17 protein-coding genes are annotated in these 17309 nt (G+C 67.5%); 5 read left to right on the top strand and 12 right to left on the bottom strand.

Annotation, left to right across the window (positions count from 1 at the left end; genetic code table 11):
- Positions 1–11: 11 nt before the first annotated feature.
- The 3 genes from paaK to EJI01_RS06340 are packed head-to-tail and all read right to left on the bottom strand — an operon-like array spanning position 12 to position 2603.
- Positions 12–1331, bottom strand: a complete 1320-nt coding sequence (gene paaK, locus EJI01_RS06350; protein WP_126836282.1) for a phenylacetate--CoA ligase PaaK — start codon at positions 1329–1331, stop codon at positions 12–14.
- 18 nt (positions 1332–1349) lie between these two features.
- Positions 1350–1787, bottom strand: coding sequence for a hydroxyphenylacetyl-CoA thioesterase PaaI (gene paaI / locus EJI01_RS06345; protein WP_126836281.1), 438 nt, complete (start codon positions 1785–1787; stop codon positions 1350–1352).
- Between the two features lie 12 nt (positions 1788–1799).
- Positions 1800–2603 (bottom strand): enoyl-CoA hydratase-related protein, encoded by an 804-nt coding sequence (locus EJI01_RS06340; RefSeq protein WP_126836280.1) that lies wholly within the window; start codon positions 2601–2603, stop codon positions 1800–1802.
- 173 nt (positions 2604–2776) lie between these two features.
- Here EJI01_RS06340 and EJI01_RS06335 point away from each other — a divergent pair, with 173 nt between their 5' ends.
- Positions 2777–3379 carry a phenylacetic acid degradation protein PaaY gene (locus EJI01_RS06335; RefSeq protein WP_126836279.1) on the top strand — a complete coding sequence of 201 codons (603 nt, stop codon included), beginning with the start codon at positions 2777–2779 and terminating at the stop codon, positions 3377–3379.
- 3 nt (positions 3380–3382) lie between these two features.
- Here EJI01_RS06335 and guaD read toward each other — a convergent pair whose 3' ends face one another.
- Positions 3383–4669 carry a guanine deaminase gene (gene guaD, locus EJI01_RS06330; RefSeq protein WP_126836278.1) on the bottom strand — a complete coding sequence of 429 codons (1287 nt, stop codon included), beginning with the start codon at positions 4667–4669 and terminating at the stop codon, positions 3383–3385.
- 182 nt (positions 4670–4851) lie between these two features.
- Here guaD and EJI01_RS06325 point away from each other — a divergent pair, with 182 nt between their 5' ends.
- Positions 4852–5997: a glycosyltransferase family 1 protein gene (locus tag EJI01_RS06325; RefSeq protein WP_185878842.1), complete on the top strand. Its 1146-nt coding sequence runs from the start codon at positions 4852–4854 to the stop codon at positions 5995–5997.
- Positions 5994–6656, top strand: coding sequence for an acyltransferase (locus tag EJI01_RS06320; RefSeq protein ID WP_126836276.1), 663 nt, complete (start codon positions 5994–5996; stop codon positions 6654–6656). The genes EJI01_RS06325 and EJI01_RS06320 overlap by 4 nt, the downstream gene beginning before the upstream one ends.
- Positions 6657–6661: 5 nt before the next feature.
- Here EJI01_RS06320 and EJI01_RS06315 read toward each other — a convergent pair whose 3' ends face one another.
- Positions 6662–7759, bottom strand: coding sequence for a BMP family ABC transporter substrate-binding protein (locus EJI01_RS06315; protein WP_126836275.1), 1098 nt, complete (start codon positions 7757–7759; stop codon positions 6662–6664).
- Between the two features lie 348 nt (positions 7760–8107).
- Between EJI01_RS06315 and EJI01_RS06310 the strand changes: the two genes are divergently transcribed.
- Both EJI01_RS06310 and EJI01_RS06305 read left to right on the top strand, forming a co-directional pair.
- Positions 8108–8452: a hypothetical protein gene (locus EJI01_RS06310; protein WP_126836274.1), complete on the top strand. Its 345-nt coding sequence runs from the start codon at positions 8108–8110 to the stop codon at positions 8450–8452.
- 44 nt (positions 8453–8496) lie between these two features.
- Positions 8497–8697, top strand: coding sequence for a hypothetical protein (locus tag EJI01_RS06305; protein WP_126836273.1), 201 nt, complete (start codon positions 8497–8499; stop codon positions 8695–8697).
- A 6-nt stretch (positions 8698–8703) separates the two neighbouring features.
- On the opposite strand, the gene EJI01_RS06300 is transcribed toward EJI01_RS06305, so the two are convergent.
- The 7 genes from EJI01_RS06300 to EJI01_RS06265 form a co-directional block, all read right to left on the bottom strand.
- Entirely contained in the window at positions 8704–9759 is a 1056-nt protein-coding gene (locus EJI01_RS06300; protein WP_126836272.1) for an adenosine deaminase, read from the bottom strand.
- Complete coding sequence (locus EJI01_RS06295) at positions 9756–10748, bottom strand: aromatic ring-hydroxylating oxygenase subunit alpha (protein WP_126836271.1); 993 nt, start codon at positions 10746–10748, stop codon at positions 9756–9758. Before EJI01_RS06295 ends, EJI01_RS06300 begins: the two co-directional genes overlap by 4 nt.
- Positions 10749–10890: 142 nt before the next feature.
- Positions 10891–12060, bottom strand: coding sequence for a BMP family ABC transporter substrate-binding protein (locus EJI01_RS06290; protein ID WP_126836270.1), 1170 nt, complete (start codon positions 12058–12060; stop codon positions 10891–10893).
- Positions 12061–12111: 51 nt separating this feature from the next.
- A complete protein-coding gene (locus EJI01_RS06285) occupies positions 12112–13032 on the bottom strand; it encodes an ABC transporter permease (protein WP_126836569.1) in 921 nt (306 codons plus the stop codon).
- Between the two features lie 85 nt (positions 13033–13117).
- Positions 13118–14272: an ABC transporter permease gene (locus EJI01_RS06280; RefSeq protein ID WP_126836269.1), complete on the bottom strand. Its 1155-nt coding sequence runs from the start codon at positions 14270–14272 to the stop codon at positions 13118–13120.
- Positions 14265–15794 carry an ABC transporter ATP-binding protein gene (locus EJI01_RS06275; RefSeq protein ID WP_126836268.1) on the bottom strand — a complete coding sequence of 510 codons (1530 nt, stop codon included), beginning with the start codon at positions 15792–15794 and terminating at the stop codon, positions 14265–14267. The genes EJI01_RS06280 and EJI01_RS06275 overlap by 8 nt, the downstream gene beginning before the upstream one ends.
- 151 nt (positions 15795–15945) lie before the next feature.
- Positions 15946–17292, bottom strand: a complete 1347-nt coding sequence (locus EJI01_RS06265) for an NCS2 family permease (RefSeq protein ID WP_126836568.1) — start codon at positions 17290–17292, stop codon at positions 15946–15948.
- Positions 17293–17309: the final 17 nt, after the last annotated feature.

Genomic DNA, 17309 nt, shown 5'->3' with positions numbered 1-17309 from the left:
CTCTTTTCCTTTCAAGTCTTGGGGCGCTCGTCGACCACGCGCCGAGCCTTGCCGGTCAGCGTGCGTTCGATCGATTCGGGGCGCTTCACGAGCACCCTGGTGGAGATGCCAACCATCGTCTTCACGCGCTGCTGCACCCATTGCGCGATCTGCTCGCGCTCGGCATCGCCGAGGTCGCCGGCGCCGGCCTGCACTTCGCAATGCACTTCCACGCAGTCGAGATGGCCCTCGCGGCCGACCTTGATCAGGTACTGGCCCGAGAGCTTCTCGTGCGCGAGCACGATCTCCTCGATCTGCGTCGGGAACACGTTGACGCCGCGGATGATCAGCATGTCGTCGCTGCGACCGACGATCTTTCCCATGCGGCGGAAGCTGCGCGAGGTGGGCGGCAGCAGGCGCGTGAGGTCGCGCGTGCGGTAGCGGACGATGGGCAGCGCTTCCTTGGTCAGTGAGGTGAAGACGAGTTCGCCCTCTTCGCCGTCCGGCAGCACCGCGCCGGTCTCGGGATCGATGATCTCCGGATAGAAATGGTCTTCCCAGACCACCGGCCCGTCCTTGCTCTCGATGCACTCGCTGGCGACGCCGGGGCCCATCACCTCCGAGAGCCCGTAGATGTCGACCGCGTCCATGCCGCCCTTGGCCTCGATCTCGCGGCGCATGGCCTCGGTCCAGGGTTCGGCGCCGAAGATGCCGACCTTGAGCGAGTTCTCGCGCGGATCCAGCCCCTGGCGCTGGAACTCCTCGATGATGACCTGCATGTAGCTCGGGGTGACCATGATGATGTCGGGCTTCAGGTCACGGATCAGCTGCACCTGCTTCTCGGTCTGGCCGCCCGACATCGGGATCACCGTGCAGCCCGCGCGCTCGGCGCCGTAGTGCGCGCCCAGCCCGCCGGTGAACAGGCCGTAGCCGTAGGCCACGTGCACGATGTCGCCGGGCCGTCCGCCGGCGGCGCGAATGGAGCGCGCCACCAGGTCGGCCCAGTTGTCGATGTCCTTCAGCGTGTAGCCCACCACTGTCGGCTTGCCGGTGGTGCCGGAGGACGCATGGATGCGCGCGACCTGTTCGCGCGGCACGGCGAACAGGCCGAAGGGGTAGTTGTCGCGCAGGTCCTTCTTGACGGTGAACGGAAACTTCGAGAGGTCGCTCAATTGCTTGAGCTCGCCAGGGTGCACGCCTTTTTCATCGAAGGCCTTGCGGTAGTGCGGCACCTTGTCGTAGGCGCGCTGCAGGGTGGACTGCAGGCGCCGCAGCTGCAGCGCGGCGATCTCGTCGCGGCTGGCCTTCTCGATCGCCTCGAGGTCGCCGGGTGCCGGGCGTTGGACAGGCATGGGGGTGTCTCCTTCTCTTCAAGCCGCAACGACGGGCTTGCCTTTGATCGTGTAGGAGCGTCCGCGGAACACCGCGATCCGCTCGCCGCGCTGGTTCAGCACCTCGGCGTCGTAGACGCCGGTGCGGCCGGTCTTCGAGACCTCGACGCAGCGCGCGACCAGCCGGTCGCCGTGGCGCGCGGGCGCGACGAAGTCGATGCCGAATCCCGAGGCGACGGTGACCTCGTTGTAGGAGTTGCAGGCATAGGCGAAGGCCGAATCGGCCAGGGTCGAGATGAAGCCGCCGTGGCAGATGTCGTGGCCGTTGAGCATGTCTTCGCGCACGGTCATCGCGATGTCGGCGCGGCCCGGCCCGATGGCCTCGACCTCCATGCCGAGGCCGCGCACCGCGCGATCGTTGGCGAACATGGCGTCGCGCACGCGTTCGGCGGTGTGTTGGGGATGTGTCTCGCTCATCGACGGAACTCCTCAGCGGTCGGTGAAGCGCGGCGGGCGCTTGGCGCGGAAGGCTTCGACGCCCTCGCGGTAGTCGTTCGCGCCGCCGAGGCGGCCTTGCAGCTCGGCTTCCATCGCGAGCGCGGACTGCAGGTCGAGCTGCTGCGCATCGGCCAGCGCCTGGCGCGTGGCGACCAGTGCGGCGAGCGGCATGTCGGCGAGGCGCGTGGCCAGCGTCTCGACCGTGAGCGCCAATTCGGCGTCTTCCACGCACTTCCAGATCAGGCCCATCTGCGCCGCCTCGGCGGCCGGCAGCTTGTCGCCCAGCAAGGCGAGGCCGAGCGCGCGCGCCTGGCCCACGAGCCGCGGCAAGAGCCAGGTGCCGCCGGTGTCGGGCACCAGCCCGATCTTGGTGAAGGCCTGGATGAAGCTCGCCGATTTCGCGGCCACGACGAGATCGCAGGCCAGCGCGAGGTTGGCGCCAGCGCCGGCGGCGACGCCGTGGACCTCGGCGATCACCGGCACCGGCATCGAGCGCAGGCGCAGCACCAGCGGTGCGTAGAGCGACTCGATCACGTGGCCGAGGTCCTTGGGCGGCGCGCCCGGCGTGGGATCGGGCGCGACCATCGGGTCGGCCAGGTCCTGGCCGGCGCAGAAGGCACGCCCCGCGCCGCCGAGCACCACGCAGCGCACGGCACTGTCGGCCGCGGCGTCGTCGAGGGCCGCCATGAGCGCGGCATGCAGTTGCGAGTTGAAGCTGTTGAGCGCTTCCGGCCGGTTGAGCTGGAGCGTGCGCACGGCGCCCGACTGTGTGATGCGTACCAGGGGTTCGTCCATCGTGGTCTGAGATGTGAGGTTGATCGGTGCCAAAGGAATGATTCAATAATTGACCGACCGTTCGGTTGATTATAGGATTCGCCGTGTTGCCACAGCAAGCCTTGTCCTTTGGTACTAACCCTCAAGGCTAGCGCGCGCTACCTGTTTTTCCAACCTCGCTGGAGCGCATCCCCATGCCCTGCTATGCACTCGAAGGCGTCGTCCCGGTGGTCGACGCCACTGCCTACGTCCATCCCACGGCCGTGCTGATCGGCGACGTGATCGTCGGCCCCGGCTGCTATGTCGGCCCCTGTGCGAGCCTGCGCGGCGACTTCGGCCGCATCGTGCTCGAGCGCGGCGCCAACGTACAGGACAACTGCACGATCCACGGCTTCCCCGACCAGGACACGGTGGTCGAGGAGAACGGCCACATCGGCCACGGCGCCGTGCTCCACAGCTGCGTGGTGCGGCGCGATGCGCTGGTGGGCATGAATGCGGTGGTGATGGACGAGGCCGAGATCGGCGCCAACGCCTTCGTCGCCGCCTGCGCCTTCGTGCCCGCCGGCATGCGGGTGCCGGCGAAGAGCCTGGTGGCCGGCATCCCCGCCACGGTGCGGCGCGAGCTCGGCGACGACGAGATCGCGTGGAAGCGCGAAGGCACCGAGACCTACCAGGACCTCACGCGGCGCTGCCTGGCCAGCCTGGTGGAAACCGAGCCGCTGCCCGCCATTGAGGAGGGCCGTCCGCGGCTGCAATCGCCCGAGGTGCGCTCGCTGATAGCGACCCGACGCGGCTGATCGCTACGGCAGCGCCTGCGAAATCACGGTCCGCTCGATCAGCCGGTCGTCGCCGAGCACGATCATCGCGAACAGCAGCTCCTCGAGGTTGTTCGCGAGCGAGGTCTTGCGCGCAAGCAAGGGCGTTGCCTTCGGATCGATCACCAGGAAGTCCGCCTCGCAGCCCGGCTGCAGGTTGCCGATGACGCCGTCGAGCCCCAGCGCGCGCGCCGCGCCTGCGGTGTGGCGCCACCACAGCTGCGACGGCGGGATGCTGATGCCCGGCTTGGTCTGGCCCTCGCGGCCCACGTAGTAGGCGGCCATCATGGTCGAGAAGGGGCTGAAGCTGGTGCCGCCGCCGACGTCGCTGGCCAGGCCGTAGGCGCAGCCGATGCGGTCCGCGCCCTCGAAGTCGAAGAAGCCGCTGCCGAGGAACAGGTTGCTGGTCGGGCTCACTGCCGAGGCGGTGCCGGTGTCGCGCATCAGGCGCCGGTCGTCGTCGTCGAAGTGGATGCAGTGGGCATAGACGGCGCGCTCGCGCATCAGGCCGAAACCGGCATAGACGTCGAGGTAGGAGCGCGCGCCGGGGAACAGTTCGCGCGCCCACTTCACTTCGTCCTTGTTCTCGGCCACGTGCGAGTGGATCCAGGTGTCCGGATACTTCGCGGCCAGCTCGCCGGCGCCGCGCAGCTGCGCGTCGGTGCTGGTCGGCGCGAAGCGCGGCGTGATCGCATAGCCCAGCCGGTCGACGCTGTGCCATTGGCGGATCAGCGACTCGGTGTCGATCAGGCTCTGTTCGGTCTGGTCGCGCACGCCGTCGGGCGAATGCCGGTCCTGCAGCACCTTGCCCGTGATCATGCGCAGCCGGCGGCGCTGCGCCGCCTCGAAGAAGGCTTGCACCGACTGCGGATGCGAGGTCGCGAAGGTCAGCGAGGTGGTGACGCCGTTGCGCAGCAGCTCGTCGAAGAAGATCTCCGCCACCGCCGCCGCATGCGCCTGGACGGCAAAGCGGCTCTCGGCCGGGAAGGTGTAGTTCTCGAGCCAAGGCAACAGGCCTTCCGAGGGCGCGCCGATGATGTCGGTCTGCGGGAAATGGATATGCATGTCGACGAAGCCCGGCGCCAGGATGCGCCCCGGCCAGTGCATGACGGCCACGCCCGGATGGCGCGCCGCCACCGCTGCATGGGCGCCGGCGTCCAGCACGCGCTGGCGCCCGGCGGCGTCGGGGCCGACCACCAGCAGGCCGTCTTCATCGAACACCGGCTGGCCGGCGGCGTCGAATCGCAAAAGGGAGGCGCGGTACGCTTGCATGGGCGTCGAGGGTAAGGCAGCGGGGCCGGTACGGAATGTGCGAGCGTATATGGAGGCTATATGACAGCCGCGCTCGGCAGTGGCACATCCTAGGCCGCGCCAGCCACTCGAACATAATCCGCCTTCAATCCAACAGGAACAGCGATGAATCCACGCGACGCCGACCGCCGCGCATGTCGAACATGAAAGTGCTTCTCATCGGGAACTATGTCCCCGACGGCCAGACCAGCATGCTGGCCTTCAAACGCATCCTGGAACGCGAACTCCCCCATGCCGGTTGCGAGCTGCGCGTGCTCACGCCGCCGCGGCGGGTGCTGCGGGTGCCGACCACTTCGCGCCTGTGGAAGTGGCTGGGCTACGTGGACAAGTTCATCCTCTTCATCCCCTTGATCGCCCGCCATCTGCGCTGGGCCGACGTGGTGCACGTGACCGACCATTCCAACGGCATGTACATCCCCTGGGTCAAGAAAAAGCCCAACATCATCACCTGCCACGACGTGATCGCGGTGCAGGCCGCCAAGGGCATGGTCGAGGGCTGGAACGTGAGCTGGACCGGCCGGCTGTTCCAGCGGTTGATCGTCAAGGGCCTGGCGGCAGCCGATCTGGTCACCTGCGTATCGGACCTGACTCGGCGCGAGCTGCTGGCGCTGGGCCTCGCGCAGGAATCCAGGGTCAGCGTGGTGCAGAACGGCTTGAACGACGATTTCCGGCCCGTGCCCCCGGAGGAGGCGCAGCCCCTTATCGAAGGCCTTGGGATCTCGGTGCACGACAAGTACCTGATCCACGTCGGCTGGGACCTGGCGCGCAAGAACCGCCGCACCGTGCTCGAGGCTTTCATCGCGCTGCAGGAGCGCGCGGCCGCGAGCGGCGTCGCGGCGCCGGTCGAGCAGCTCCTTTTCGTCGGGCCCGAGCTGGTGCCGGAGATGGCCGAGCTGGCGCGCAAGCACGGCGTCGCCGACCGCGTCAAGACGGTACAGGGTGTCTCGCACGAGCAGCTGCGCGCGCTCTACGCCAACGCAACGGCGTTGCTCTTCCCCTCGCTGCAGGAAGGCTTCGGCTGGCCGATCATCGAAGCCCAGGCCTGCGGCTGTCCGGTCTTCACCTCCGACCTCGCGCCGATGAACGAGATCGGGGGTCCGGGCGCGGTCTACGTAGACCCCAACGATCCCGCTGCCATCGCGGCAGCCATCGAGCAGGCCGCGCCGCGCTTCGGCGAGATGCGCCGGCTCGGCCTGGAGAACGCCACGCACTACAGCGCCGCGCAGATGGCCTCGAACTACGTGGCGGCCTACCGGCGGGTGATCGAAGAGCGAAAGACCGCCCGGTGAAGAAGCTGCTGGCGCTCGCCGTGGTGTTCCTGCCCTGGGCGCTCAAGCGCCGGGTGCTGCGCCGCTTCTGGGGCTACCAGATCGCCGACGGCGCGCGCATCGGGCTGTCCTACGTATTTCCGGGGCAGCTGGTCATGGGCGAAGGCGCCTACATCGGCCACTTCAACGTCGCCGTCCACCTGGGCCGGCTCGAATGCGGCGCGCATTCGGTCATCGACCGCTCCAACTGGATCACCGGCCATCCGCCGAAGGGCGCGCACTTCACGCACCGCACCGACCGCGATCCGACCCTCTCGGTGGGCGAGCATGCGGCCATCACCAAGCAGCACATCATCGACTGCACCGATCGCGTCGACATCGGCGCCTTCACCACCATCGCGGGCTACCGCTCGCAGCTGATCACGCACGGCATCAACGTGGCGGACAACCGCCAGGACTGCAAGCCGATCCGCATCGGCGCCTACTGCCTGCTCGGCACGCGCGTCACGGTGCTCGGCGGCGCGGCCTTGCCCGACCGATCGATGCTGGGTGCGGGCTCGGTGCTCAACAAGGCGCACACCGAGGAATACGCGGTGTACGCAGGCTCGCCGGCGGTGCAGGTGAAAAAGCTCGACCCCGAGGCGGCGTACTTCCACCGCGAGCGCGGCTTCGTGCACTGAGCCGCTCAGCGCGCGATGCGCCCCTGCACGCCCTCGGCCAGCCAGTTCATCGTGAGGATCTGATCGTCGCGCAGGCTCGTGCCCTTGGCGATGGCTAGCTTGCCTTCGTTGTCGCGCACGTCCGCGACCGCGCGAAAGACCTGCAGCTTGCCGCTGGCGATGTCCTGCTGGCGCGCCAGCACCTCCTCCTGCACGGCCTTCGGCACCTTGGGCCCGAAGTCGCCGACGCGGATCATCCCCTCCTTGACGCCGCCCCAGACGCTGGTGGCCTTCCAGCTGCCGTCGAGCACGGCCTGCGCACGCTGCGTGTAGTAGCCGCCCCATTGGTGGGTGACGGCGACGATCTGCGCATCCGGCGCCACCTTGCGCATGTCGGAGTGGTAGGCCACAGCCATCATGCCGCGCTCCTGCGCCGCAGCCATGACGGCGGTGGAGCCGGTATGGAAGGCGATCACGTCGACGCCCTGGTTGAACAGCGTCATCGCGGCATCGCGCTCCTTCGGCGGGTCGAACCAGGCATCGAGCCAGACGACTTTGACCTGCGCCTTCGGGTTCACCGAGCGCATGCCGAGCGTGAAGGCGTTGATGCCCTGCAGCACCTCGGGGATCGGGAAGCCGGCCACGTAGCCCGCGATATGGGTCTTCGTCATGCGGCCGGCCGCGACGCCGGCGAGGTAGCGGCCCTGGTAGTAGCGCGCGTTCGCGGTCGCGACGTTGGGTGCGGCCTTGTAGCCGGTGACGGATTCGAACTTCACGTCCGGGAAATCGCGCGCCACCTTGAGCGTGGGCTCCATGTAGCCGAAGCTCGGCGTGAAGATGAGCTTGTTGCCCTGCTGCGCAAGGTCGCGGATCACGCGCTCGGCATCGGCGCCCTCGGGCACGTTCTCGACGAAGGTGGTTTTCACCTTGCCCGGCAATGCGGCCTCGACGGCCTTGCGGCCCTCTTCATGCTGGCGCACCCAGCCGGCATCGGTGACAGGCGCGACGTACACGAAGCCGATCTTGAGCGGATCGGCCGCGGGCTTCGGTTGGGAGAATGAAGGCGATAAAAAACAGGCGGCTGCGAGCGCCACGATGGCGCTGCCCGCGAGGTTTTTGTACATGGTGTTCCTCTACATGGCCCCGGATGAAAAAACGGCGCTGCGGGGCGGCAGCGCCGGGGCGTCATTTTACCGGCACGCACCCCAAGCTCGCCGGATGGCCGTCGCCCCCGAGTCCGCAACCCGATCGGCATCGACCGTCCAGGCGACGGCCGTATGCGGCAAGCGCGCCACGCGCCGATACGAATCCGCAACTTCGCGCGCGCTCCGGCGCAATAGTTCACGGCATCGACGTGCGCGGGCGAAGATGCAGCAGTAGGATGGAAACGCTGAACGCCCATCTGCGTTCGCTGGAAGCGGGCGGATACTATGAAAGCGCGATTTGAACTGGGAGCACTCCTATCGGCCTCCGTGCTCGGCATCTGCGTGCCGGCCGGGGCCCAGACGGAACGAGAGACGATCGCCGCGCCGAACGCGGCCGAGCAGCAGGAGGCCGACTGGCGAGTGATCGCGGCGCGCTGCGGCACCCCGGCCTTCGAGAAGGCTTTCTACAAGGAATCCAGGGCCGCCGTCGCCGCCGGGCTGATCAACAAGAATCGCATGCCCGCGGATGTCGAGAAGTCGGTCGAGGGGCTCCGGCGCAGCCCCTTCGTCCTGGTCGCGAGCAACGCGGACTGCCCGAGCCAGCTGGCGCAGTTGAAGGAGCTTCAGGAGACCCGCAAGGAAATGCGGCGGACGCGTGGCCGCAGGTCTTAGCGCGCGACAGCGACATGGGAGGATTTGCGGTAGAACGCACGACCATGGAAACTCGCAGACTCAAAGCAGGCCAGCCCATCACGCCGGATCAATTCGAAGAAATGTCCGACGAGCAACTGGCGCGCCTCGTGCCACGCGCATACCGGGAGTTCTTTCCAGGCAAGGACTTCTGCGCCGACGGCCACTTCTATCTTCACGACGGTACGGCATGGAGCTTCTACAGAGGGGACTTCCTCGACGAGTAGGCCGGCTCAAGCCTTGCCGAATTCGGTGAATTTCTCGTTCAACCGATCCATCCAGCGCGCTTTCGTCGTCGCGTCGACAAAGCTTCCCTCGAAGCTGTTGGCCGCCAACTGCCACGCATGCTGCGCCGTGAGGCCGGTCGCAGCGAAGGTCTGGACGAAGTTCTCGTTCATGTAGCCGCCGAAGTAGGCCGGGTCGTCCGAGTTCACGGTCGCGACCAGGCCGGCGTCGAGCAAGGCGCCGAGGTTGTGCTGCGCCAGGTCGGGGAACACGCACAGCTTCAGGTTGGACAGCGGACAGACGGTAAGCGGGACGCGGTCCACTGCCAGGCGCTCCATCAGCGCAGCGTCCTTGGTGCTCTGCACGCCGTGGTCGATGCGCTCGACCTTGAGCACGTCGAGCGCGCTCCACACGTAGGCCGGCGGCCCCTCCTCGCCCGCGTGCGCGACCAGGTGAAGGCCCAGCTCGCGGCAGCGCGCGAACACGCGCGCGAACTTCTCGGGCGGATGGCCGAGTTCGCTGGAGTCGAGGCCGACGCCGATGAAGCGGTCGCGAAACGGCAGCGCCTGTTCGAGCGTGGCGAAGGCATCTTCCTCGCTCAGGTGGCGCAGGAAGCACAGGATCAGCGCGGCGCTCACGCCGAGCTTGCTCTTGGCGTCGACGCAGGCACGGTGCAAGCCGTCGATCACGGTCTGCATCGGGACGCCGCGCGCGGTGTGCGTCTGCGGGTCGAAGAACATCTCGGTATGGACCACGTTGTCGGCCGCGGCGCGTTCGAGGTACGCCCAGGCCATGTCGTAGAAATCCTGCTCCGTGAACAGCACGCTGGCGCCGGCGTAGTAGATGTCCAGAAAGCTCTGCAGGTTGGTGAAGGCATAGGCGCGGCGCAGCTCCTCGACACTGGCGTAGGGAATGGCCACGCCGTTGCGCTGCGCCAGCGCGAAGATCAGCTCGGGCTCGAGCGAGCCCTCGATGTGAATGTGCAGCTCGGCCTTGGGCATGGCGCGCAGCAGCGCGGGCAGGCGTTCGGCGTCAATGGGGGGAACGGTGTGTTGGGTCGTCATCGGCAGACTCCGAAAGTGATGCCGCGCGCCAAGAGGTGCCGGCGGTAGAAAGACGAGGCCTTGTCGGCCGCGGTGTGCAGCTCGGCGCGCAGGTCCAGCGGCAGGCGCTTGGGCTGCTGCGATTCGAGCACCGGCTTGTCCTGCAGGAAGATGGTGTCCTGGAATGCGCGCAATGCCGCATCATCGCGCGCAAAGTCGGCGGTGGCGAGGCGAAACCACACGCGGCTGCACTCCGCATCGACGGGGCAGATGAAGAGCGCGATCGATTCCTGATAGCCGTCGATGCCCACGCTCGCCGCTTCGGGAATCTTGGTCAGCACCGCAGCGTAGGGCGCCGTCACCTCGTAGCTGTATTCGACCTGCGCCGGCGTGGTGGAGTTGATCGTGGACTGCGGCTGCCAGGCCTTGCAGCCGGTCGCGAGAAGACCCTCGGGCGTGGCCTCGACGCGGTGGTCGTCGATGGCCGTTGTCTCGCGCGCGCCGAGCCAGCCTTCGTGCACGAAGCCGAAGTGCGCCATGTCCAGGAAGTTCTCGACCAGGCGCGGCGCGCTGGTTTCCACCTCGTAGGGGCCGCAGTTGAGCTTGCGCAGCTGCGCATCGTGCTCGGCTGCGAAGACGGGCAGCGCGCCGCCCTCGCCTTGCAGCCGAACCCAGACCAGGCCATGGGCTTCCTGCGCGGCGTGCACCGTCGTGCGGTGCGTGGCCGGCGGGACGAACTCGGGCAATGCCGGCACGTGCGCGCATTGCCCGCCGGTCGCGAAGCGCCATCCGTGGTACGGGCACTCGAGCGCCGTGCCGCCCTCGCAAGACACCACGCGGCCCAGCGAGAGCTGCGCGCCGCGATGCGGGCAGCGATCGGCCCAGGCTTGCACCGCGCCGGCCGCATCGCGCCACAGGACGAGGTTTTCGCCGAGCAGGCGTGCGGCGAGCGGTGCGTCAACTACTTCGTCCGCAAGCGCCACGGGATGCCAGAGTTTTTTTTCGATCATCGTGGGGGCAATGAAAAAGGGTTGCCGATGGGCAACCCTTCCAAGGTGGGGAGGCGGACGCCGCCGGGCCGCCCCAAGGCGGCCGCGCCTCCCCCTCGGGGGGTGGAGTTACACGAAGCGCAGCGAAGTGAAAAGCCGGGGGCTATTTCTTATCGCCGCCCGGGACCTTGCCTTCCACGCCCTTGACGTAGAAGTTCACGCCCGAGAGGAACTTGTCATCAGCCACGGCGCCGCCAGCGATCAGCTCCTTGCCGTCTTGGGCGACGATCGGGCCCTTCCAGATCGAGAAGCTGCCGTCCTTCAGGCCCTTCTTGACCTCCTCGACCTTCGCCTTGGTCTCGGCCGGCACGTCTTCGGCGACCGAGACGATGTCGATCGCGCCTTCCTTCACGCCCCACCAGGTCTGGCCGGTGGTCCACTTGCCGTCGAGCGCGTCCTGCACGGCCTTGGTGTAGTACGGCGTCCAGTTGATGATGGCCGAGGCCAGGTGGGCCTTGGGACCGTAGGCGGTCATGTCCGAATCCCAGCCGAAGGCGCGCTTGCCTTTTTCCTGCGCGGTCTTGAGCACGGCCGGCGAGTCGGTGTTCTGGAACAGCACGTCGGCGCCGCCGTTGATGAGCGCGGTGGCCGCCTCGGTTTCCTTCGGCGGGCTAAACCATTCGTTGACCCACACCACCTTGGTCGTGATCTTCGGATTGACCGACTGCGCGCCCAGCGTGAAGGAGTTGATGTTGCGCAGCACCTCGGGGATCGGCACCGAGCCGACCACGCCCAGCGTGTTGCTCTTGGTCATTGCGCCGGCGATGATGCCGGCCATGTAGGCGCCCTCGTAGGTACGGCTGTCGTAGGTGCGCATGTTCTCGGCCGTCTTGTAGCCGGTCGCGTGCTCGAACTTCACGTCCTTGTGGTCGTTCGCGACCTTGAGCATCGGCTCCATGTAGCCGAAGGTGGTGCCGAAGATCAGCTTGTTGCCCTGGCTGACCATGTCGCGGAACACGCGCTCGGCATCGGCCGACTCGGGCACGCTCTCGACGAAGGTGGTCTTGATCTTGTCGCCGAACTCCTTCTCGATCGCCTTGCGCCCGTTGTCGTGCGCGAAGGACCAGCCGCCATCGCCCACCGGGCCGACATAGGCGAATGCGACGTTCAGCGGTGCGGCCGGCGCGGGCGCTGCGGCCGTCGGGGCGGCTGCCGGTGCAGCAGGTGCAGGGGTCGGCGCTTCTTCCTTCTTGCCGCAGCCGATGAGAGCTGCCGAAGCGACCGCGGTGAAGGCAGCCAGCTTGAGCAGGGAACGCTTGTTCAGATCATTCATTGTCGAAATCCTCAAAAGGACAGGTTGGCAGAGAAGCAAAACGAAACGCAATTATGAGCCGGGGTAGAAGGGTTTTCCGATCGACGCCGGCATGTTGACGCGGATGAACGCCGGGTTGCGCGAGATCAGCGCCAGCACCACGATCGGCGCGATGTACTGCAGCATGCTCAGGAACTGGCTGGGCACATCGATGCCCGTGCTCTGCAGGTGGAAGCCCAGCATCGAGACGCCGCCGAACAGGTAGGCGCCGAGCAGCACGCGCACCGGCCGCCATGTGGCGAAAGTGGTGAGCGCCAGCGCGATCCAGCCGCGGCCGGCCACCATGCCCTCGACCCACAGCGGCGTGTAGACCGTCGACAAATAGGCACCCGAGAGCCCGCACAGCGCGCCGCCCGCGATCACCGCCAGGAAGCGGATGCGGCGCACCGGGTAGCCCAGCGCGTGCGAGGACTCCGGCGACTCGCCGACCGAGCGCAGCACCAGCCCGGCGCGCGTGCGGTAGAGGAACCAGATGAGGCCGATGGTCAGCAGAACCGCGAAGTACACCATCGGGTGATGCCGGAACAGCGCCGGCCCGATGAGCGGGATGTCGCCCAGCACCGGCAGCGCGTAGTTGATGCTCTCGGGCAGCTTGGCCTGCACGAAGTTGATGCCGACGAAGGCAGAGAAGCCGACGCCGAACAGGCTCAGCGCGAGCCCGGTCGCGTACTGGTTGGTGTTGAGCCAGATCACCAGCACGCCGAAGAAGGCCGCCAGCAGCGCACCCGCCGCGGCGCCGGCAAGAAAGCCGAGCCAGGTGTTGCGCGTGACCACCACGGTGGCGAAGCCCGCGATCGCGGCGCACAGCATCATGCCCTCGGCGCCGAGATTCACGATGCCGGCCTTTTCGTTGATCAAGAGGCCCAGCGCCGCGATCGCGAGCACGGTGCCGGCGCTGAGCGTGGAGCCGAGGAGGAGTGCGTAGGATTCCATCATGCCTCCCGCCGGGCCGCCCCAAGGGAGGCCTGCGCCCCCTCGGGGGGCAGCGAATACACGAAGTGGTGAGCGTGGGGGTTCATTAAATTGCTCCTTCGGTGGCTTGAACGGCGGTCGGGGCAGTAAGAGGCGTGCTGGCTTGCAGTGAAGACGTGCCGGCCGGCGCAACCACTGCCTTCGGCGCCGACTTGCGCCGGATGCGGTAGGCAATCAGCGTGTCGCACGCGAGCAGCGTGAACAGCAGCAGACCCTGGAACACCCCGGTCAGTGACTTGGGCAAACCAAGCCGCGACTGCGCGAGCTCGCCGCCGATGTAGAACATGCTCATCAGGATGGCCGAGAAGATCATGCCCACCGGATGCAGCCGGCCGACGAAGGCCACGATGATCGCGGCGAAGCCGTAGCCCGCCGGCACATAGGGCGTGAGCTGGCCGATCGGGCCCGCCACTTCGAGCGCGCCCGCGAGTCCGGCCGCGCCGCCCGAGGTGAGCAGCGCGATCCACACCGCGCGCCGCGCCGAGAAGCCTGCGTAGCGCGCGGCTGCCGGCGCCAGCCCGCCGACCTGCTGCGCGAAGCCCGAGCGCGTCCGGAACAGGAACACCCACAAGGCCGCCGCGCCGATCAGCGCGATGACGAGCCCGATGCTCACGCGCGAGCCTTTCATGAGCCGCGGGATCTGCGTCACCGCCTCGAAGGTCTTGGTCTGCGGGAAGTTGTAGCCCATCGGGTCCTTCCAGGGCCCGTAGACCATGTAGCCGAGGAGCAGCGTCGCGACGTAGACCAGCATCAGGCTCACGAGGATCTCGTTGGCGTTGAACTTGTCGCGCAGGAAGGCGACGATGCCGGCCCAGACCATGCCGCCCGCGATGCCGGCGGCGAGGATCGCAGCCACGATCCAGGCCCCGGTGGTCTTGTCGGCCAGAAGCGCCACGCCGCCGGCCGCGATCGCACCGAACACGAACTGGCCCTCGGCGCCGATGTTCCAGACGTTGGAGCGGAAGCAGACGGCCAGCCCGAGCGCGATGATCAGCAAGGGCGTGGCCTTGACCATCAGCTCGCCCAGCGCATACCCGCTCTTGATCGGCTCCCAGAAGAAGACCGCGAGGCCCTTCACCGGGTCCTTGCCGAGCAGCGCGAACAGCACCATGCCGATCAGCACCGTGATGAGCAGCGCCAGGATCGGCGAGCCGTAGCTCCAAAAGCGCGAGAGCTGCGGGCGGGGTTCGAGCTTAAGCATGGGCCACCTCCTTCGCTGCAGCAGTGGGTGCATTCCATAGGCCACTCATCCATTCGCCGATCTGCGGCACGGTGGCCGCGGCGCGGTCGATGGAGGGCGAGAGCCGGCCCTTGGCGATCACGTGCAGCCGGTCGCTGATTTCGAACAGCTCGTCGAGCTCCTCGCTCACCACCAGCACCGCGCAGCCGGCGTCGCGCAGCGCCAGGATCTCGCCGCGGATCAGCGCCGCGGCGCCAACATCCACGCCCCAGGTCGGCTGCGAGACGACGAAGATCTTCGGGTTGGCATCGATCTCGCGCCCGACGATGAACTTCTGCAGGTTGCCGCCGGAGAGCGAACGCGCCGCGGCGCCCGGTCCGCCGGCCTTGACGTTGAAGCGCCGGATGATCTCGCCGGCATGCTGCTGCAGCGCGCCGGTTCGGATCCAGCCGCCCTTGCCGACCGCGTTGCTGCGCGTGAGCAGCATGTTGTGCGCGAGGCTCAGCGTCGGCACCGCGCCGCGGCCCAGCCGCTCTTCCGGCACGAAATGCAGGCCCAGCGCGCGCCGCCTGCGCGGCCTGAAATGCGCCGCCGGCTGGCCGAAGACCTCGATCATCTTCGCCTCGGCGCGCGTATCCTCGCCCGAGAGCGCATAGAGCAGCTCCTTCTGGCCGTTGCCCGACACGCCGGCGATGCCCACCACCTCGCCGGCGCGCACCTCGAGCGAGATGCCGTCGAGGTCGACGCCGAACTGGTCCTCGCGCGCCAGCGTCAGGCCCTTGACCCGCAAGGCCACGGCGCCCGCATGCACCGGCCGGTGCGTGAGCGGCGGCGGCTCGGCGCCGATCATCAGGCGCGAGAGCGACTCATTGCTTTCGTTCTGCGGATTGCACACGCCGGTGACCTTGCCGCCGCGCAGCACGGTGCAGGCGGTGCAGAGCTCGCGGATCTCGTGCAGCTTGTGGCTGATGTAGAGGATGCTGCAGCCCTCGGACGCGAGCTTCTTGAGCACCACGAAGAGCTTCTGCACGGCCTGAGGGGTCAGCACCGAGGTCGGCTCGTCGAGGATCAGGAGCTTGGGGTCGGTGAGCAGCGCGCGGATGATCTCCACCCGCTGCATCTCGCCGACCGAGAGCGTGTGCACCGGCCGCGACGGATCGATGTCCAGGCCGTACTCGCTCGCCTTGGCCGTGATGCGGCGCGTCACCTCCGCCAGCGCCAGGCTCTTGTCGAGCCCGAGCCACACGTTCTCGGCGACGGTGAGGGTATCGAACAGGCTGAAGTGCTGGAACACCATGCTGATGCCCAGCGCCCTCGCCTCCTGCGGGTTGCGAACGTTGACCGGCTGGCCGTTGAAAGTCACGCTGCCTTCGTCCGGCTTGACCGAACCGTAGATGATCTTCATCAGCGTGGACTTGCCGGCGCCGTTCTCGCCGAGCACGGCATGGGTCTCGCCGGGTGCCACTGTCAGCGAGACGTCGCTGTTCGCAACGACCGCGGGATAGCGCTTGGTGATGTTCGCAAGCTGGAGTCTGTTTGTCATGCCTGTGCCTCGCCTGTGGGTTCTCAGGATTGTGCAGCGCGCTCTGCTTCCAGGAACACCGCGGAACCGGCTTTGCCGGGCCGCTGGTGTTGCCCCCTGCAAGGGGGTTGGCGAAGCGACACGAAGTGCGCGAAGCCTGGGGGTGGGTTCATCAGTGTCCGCCTATGTAAATGAACTTGAAGAGAAAGACGCCGCCGATCAGCCACACCATCCAGTGCACCTGCCTGGCGCGGCCGGTGAACAGCTTGAGCACCGCATAGGTGATGAAGCCGAAGGCCAGGCCGTTGGCGATCGAGTAGGTGAAGGGCATCGCCAGCGCGGTGACGGCTGCCGGGATCACCTCGGTCGTGTCGTCCCAATCGAGTTCCGTGATGTCCCTAAGCATCAAACAGGCCACGAAGAAAAGCGCCGGCGCGGTGGCATAGGCCGGCACCGAGCCGGCCAGTGGCGAGATCACCAGCGCCGCCAGGAACAGCACCGCCACCGTGAGCGCGGTGAGCCCGGTGCGCCCGCCGGCCTGCACGCCGGCTGCGCTTTCCACATAGGCCGTGGTGCTCGACGTGCCGAGCAGCGAGCCCGCGAAGATCGCGCCGCTGTCGGCCAGGAGCGACTTGTTGAGCCGGTCCATCTTGCCCGGCACCAGCAGGCCGGCGCGGCGCGCCACGCCCATCAGCGTGCCGGTGGCATCGAAGAGCTCGACCAGGAAGAAGACCAGGATCACGTTCAGGATGCCGCCCGAGAGCGCCGACTTGATGTCCAGCTGCAGGAAGGTGGGCGCGATCGAGGGCGGTGCCGAGAACACGCCGCGGAAGGTGTTGCCGCCGAAGAAGAAAGACAGCACCGTCACCGCGACGATGCCGATCAGGATCGCGCCGGGCACCTTGAGCCGGTCGAGCACCACGATGGTGAAGAAGCCCAGCGTCGCCAGCACCACCTGCGGCGTGTGCAAGTCGCCCAGCGTGATGTAGGTGGCCTTCGACGGCGCCACGATGCCCGCGCTCTTGAGCGCGATGATCGCGAGGAAGAGCCCGATGCCGACCGTGATGGCCAGCCGTATCGATTGCGGGATGCCGCGGATGATCAGCTCGCGCATCTTGAAGAGCGTGACCAGCAGGAACAGGCAGCCCGAGACGAACACCGCGCCCAGCGCCGCCTGCCAGGTGAAGCCCATCTGCAGCACCACCACGTAGGCGAAGTAGGCGTTGAGCCCCATGCCGGGTGCGAGCGCGATCGGGTAGTTGGCATACAGCGCCATGATTGCCGTGCCGAGTGCCGCGATCAGGCAGGTGGAGACGAACACCGCATCCTTCGGCATGCCGGCGTCGCCGAGGATCGAAGGATTGACGAAGATGATGTAGGCCATCGTCAGGAAGGTCGTGAGGCCTGCCACCAGCTCGGTGCGCACTGTCGTGTTGTGCTCCCTGAGCTTGAACATGCGCTCGGCCCAGCCGGTGGCCTGGGGCGCAGAGCTGGTGTCGTGCTCGCCGATGTCGAGCATCTGTTCTGTGCGGTTCA

The sequence above is a fragment of the Variovorax sp. MHTC-1 genome, from assembly GCF_003984645.1.
Lineage (GTDB): Bacteria > Pseudomonadota > Gammaproteobacteria > Burkholderiales > Burkholderiaceae_C > Variovorax.
The sequence above is the reverse complement of the archived record's forward strand: the minus strand, read 5'-3'. Positions and strand labels throughout refer to the sequence as shown.

What these genes read in the sequence shown, in the direction of transcription:
- paaK (WP_126836282.1), bottom strand. Translation starts at nt 1,331, where the DNA reads ATGCCTGTCCAACGCCCGGCACCCGGCGACCTCGAGGCGATCGAGAAG.
- paaI (WP_126836281.1), bottom strand. Translation starts at nt 1,787, where the DNA reads ATGAGCGAGACACATCCCCAACACACCGCCGAACGCGTGCGCGACGCC.
- EJI01_RS06340 (WP_126836280.1), bottom strand. Translation starts at nt 2,603, where the DNA reads ATGGACGAACCCCTGGTACGCATCACACAGTCGGGCGCCGTGCGCACG.
- EJI01_RS06335 (WP_126836279.1), top strand. Translation starts at nt 2,777, where the DNA reads ATGCCCTGCTATGCACTCGAAGGCGTCGTCCCGGTGGTCGACGCCACT.
- guaD (WP_126836278.1), bottom strand. Translation starts at nt 4,669, where the DNA reads ATGCAAGCGTACCGCGCCTCCCTTTTGCGATTCGACGCCGCCGGCCAG.
- EJI01_RS06325 (WP_185878842.1), top strand. Translation starts at nt 4,852, where the DNA reads ATGAAAGTGCTTCTCATCGGGAACTATGTCCCCGACGGCCAGACCAGC.
- EJI01_RS06315 (WP_126836275.1), bottom strand. Translation starts at nt 7,759, where the DNA reads ATGTACAAAAACCTCGCGGGCAGCGCCATCGTGGCGCTCGCAGCCGCC.
- EJI01_RS06305 (WP_126836273.1), top strand. Translation starts at nt 8,497, where the DNA reads ATGGAAACTCGCAGACTCAAAGCAGGCCAGCCCATCACGCCGGATCAA.
- EJI01_RS06300 (WP_126836272.1), bottom strand. Translation starts at nt 9,759, where the DNA reads ATGACGACCCAACACACCGTTCCCCCCATTGACGCCGAACGCCTGCCC.
- EJI01_RS06295 (WP_126836271.1), bottom strand. Translation starts at nt 10,748, where the DNA reads ATGATCGAAAAAAAACTCTGGCATCCCGTGGCGCTTGCGGACGAAGTA.
- EJI01_RS06290 (WP_126836270.1), bottom strand. Translation starts at nt 12,060, where the DNA reads ATGAATGATCTGAACAAGCGTTCCCTGCTCAAGCTGGCTGCCTTCACC.
- EJI01_RS06285 (WP_126836569.1), bottom strand. Translation starts at nt 13,032, where the DNA reads ATGGAATCCTACGCACTCCTCCTCGGCTCCACGCTCAGCGCCGGCACC.
- EJI01_RS06280 (WP_126836269.1), bottom strand. Translation starts at nt 14,272, where the DNA reads ATGCTTAAGCTCGAACCCCGCCCGCAGCTCTCGCGCTTTTGGAGCTAC.
- EJI01_RS06275 (WP_126836268.1), bottom strand. Translation starts at nt 15,794, where the DNA reads ATGACAAACAGACTCCAGCTTGCGAACATCACCAAGCGCTATCCCGCG.
- EJI01_RS06265 (WP_126836568.1), bottom strand. Translation starts at nt 17,292, where the DNA reads ATGCTCGACATCGGCGAGCACGACACCAGCTCTGCGCCCCAGGCCACC.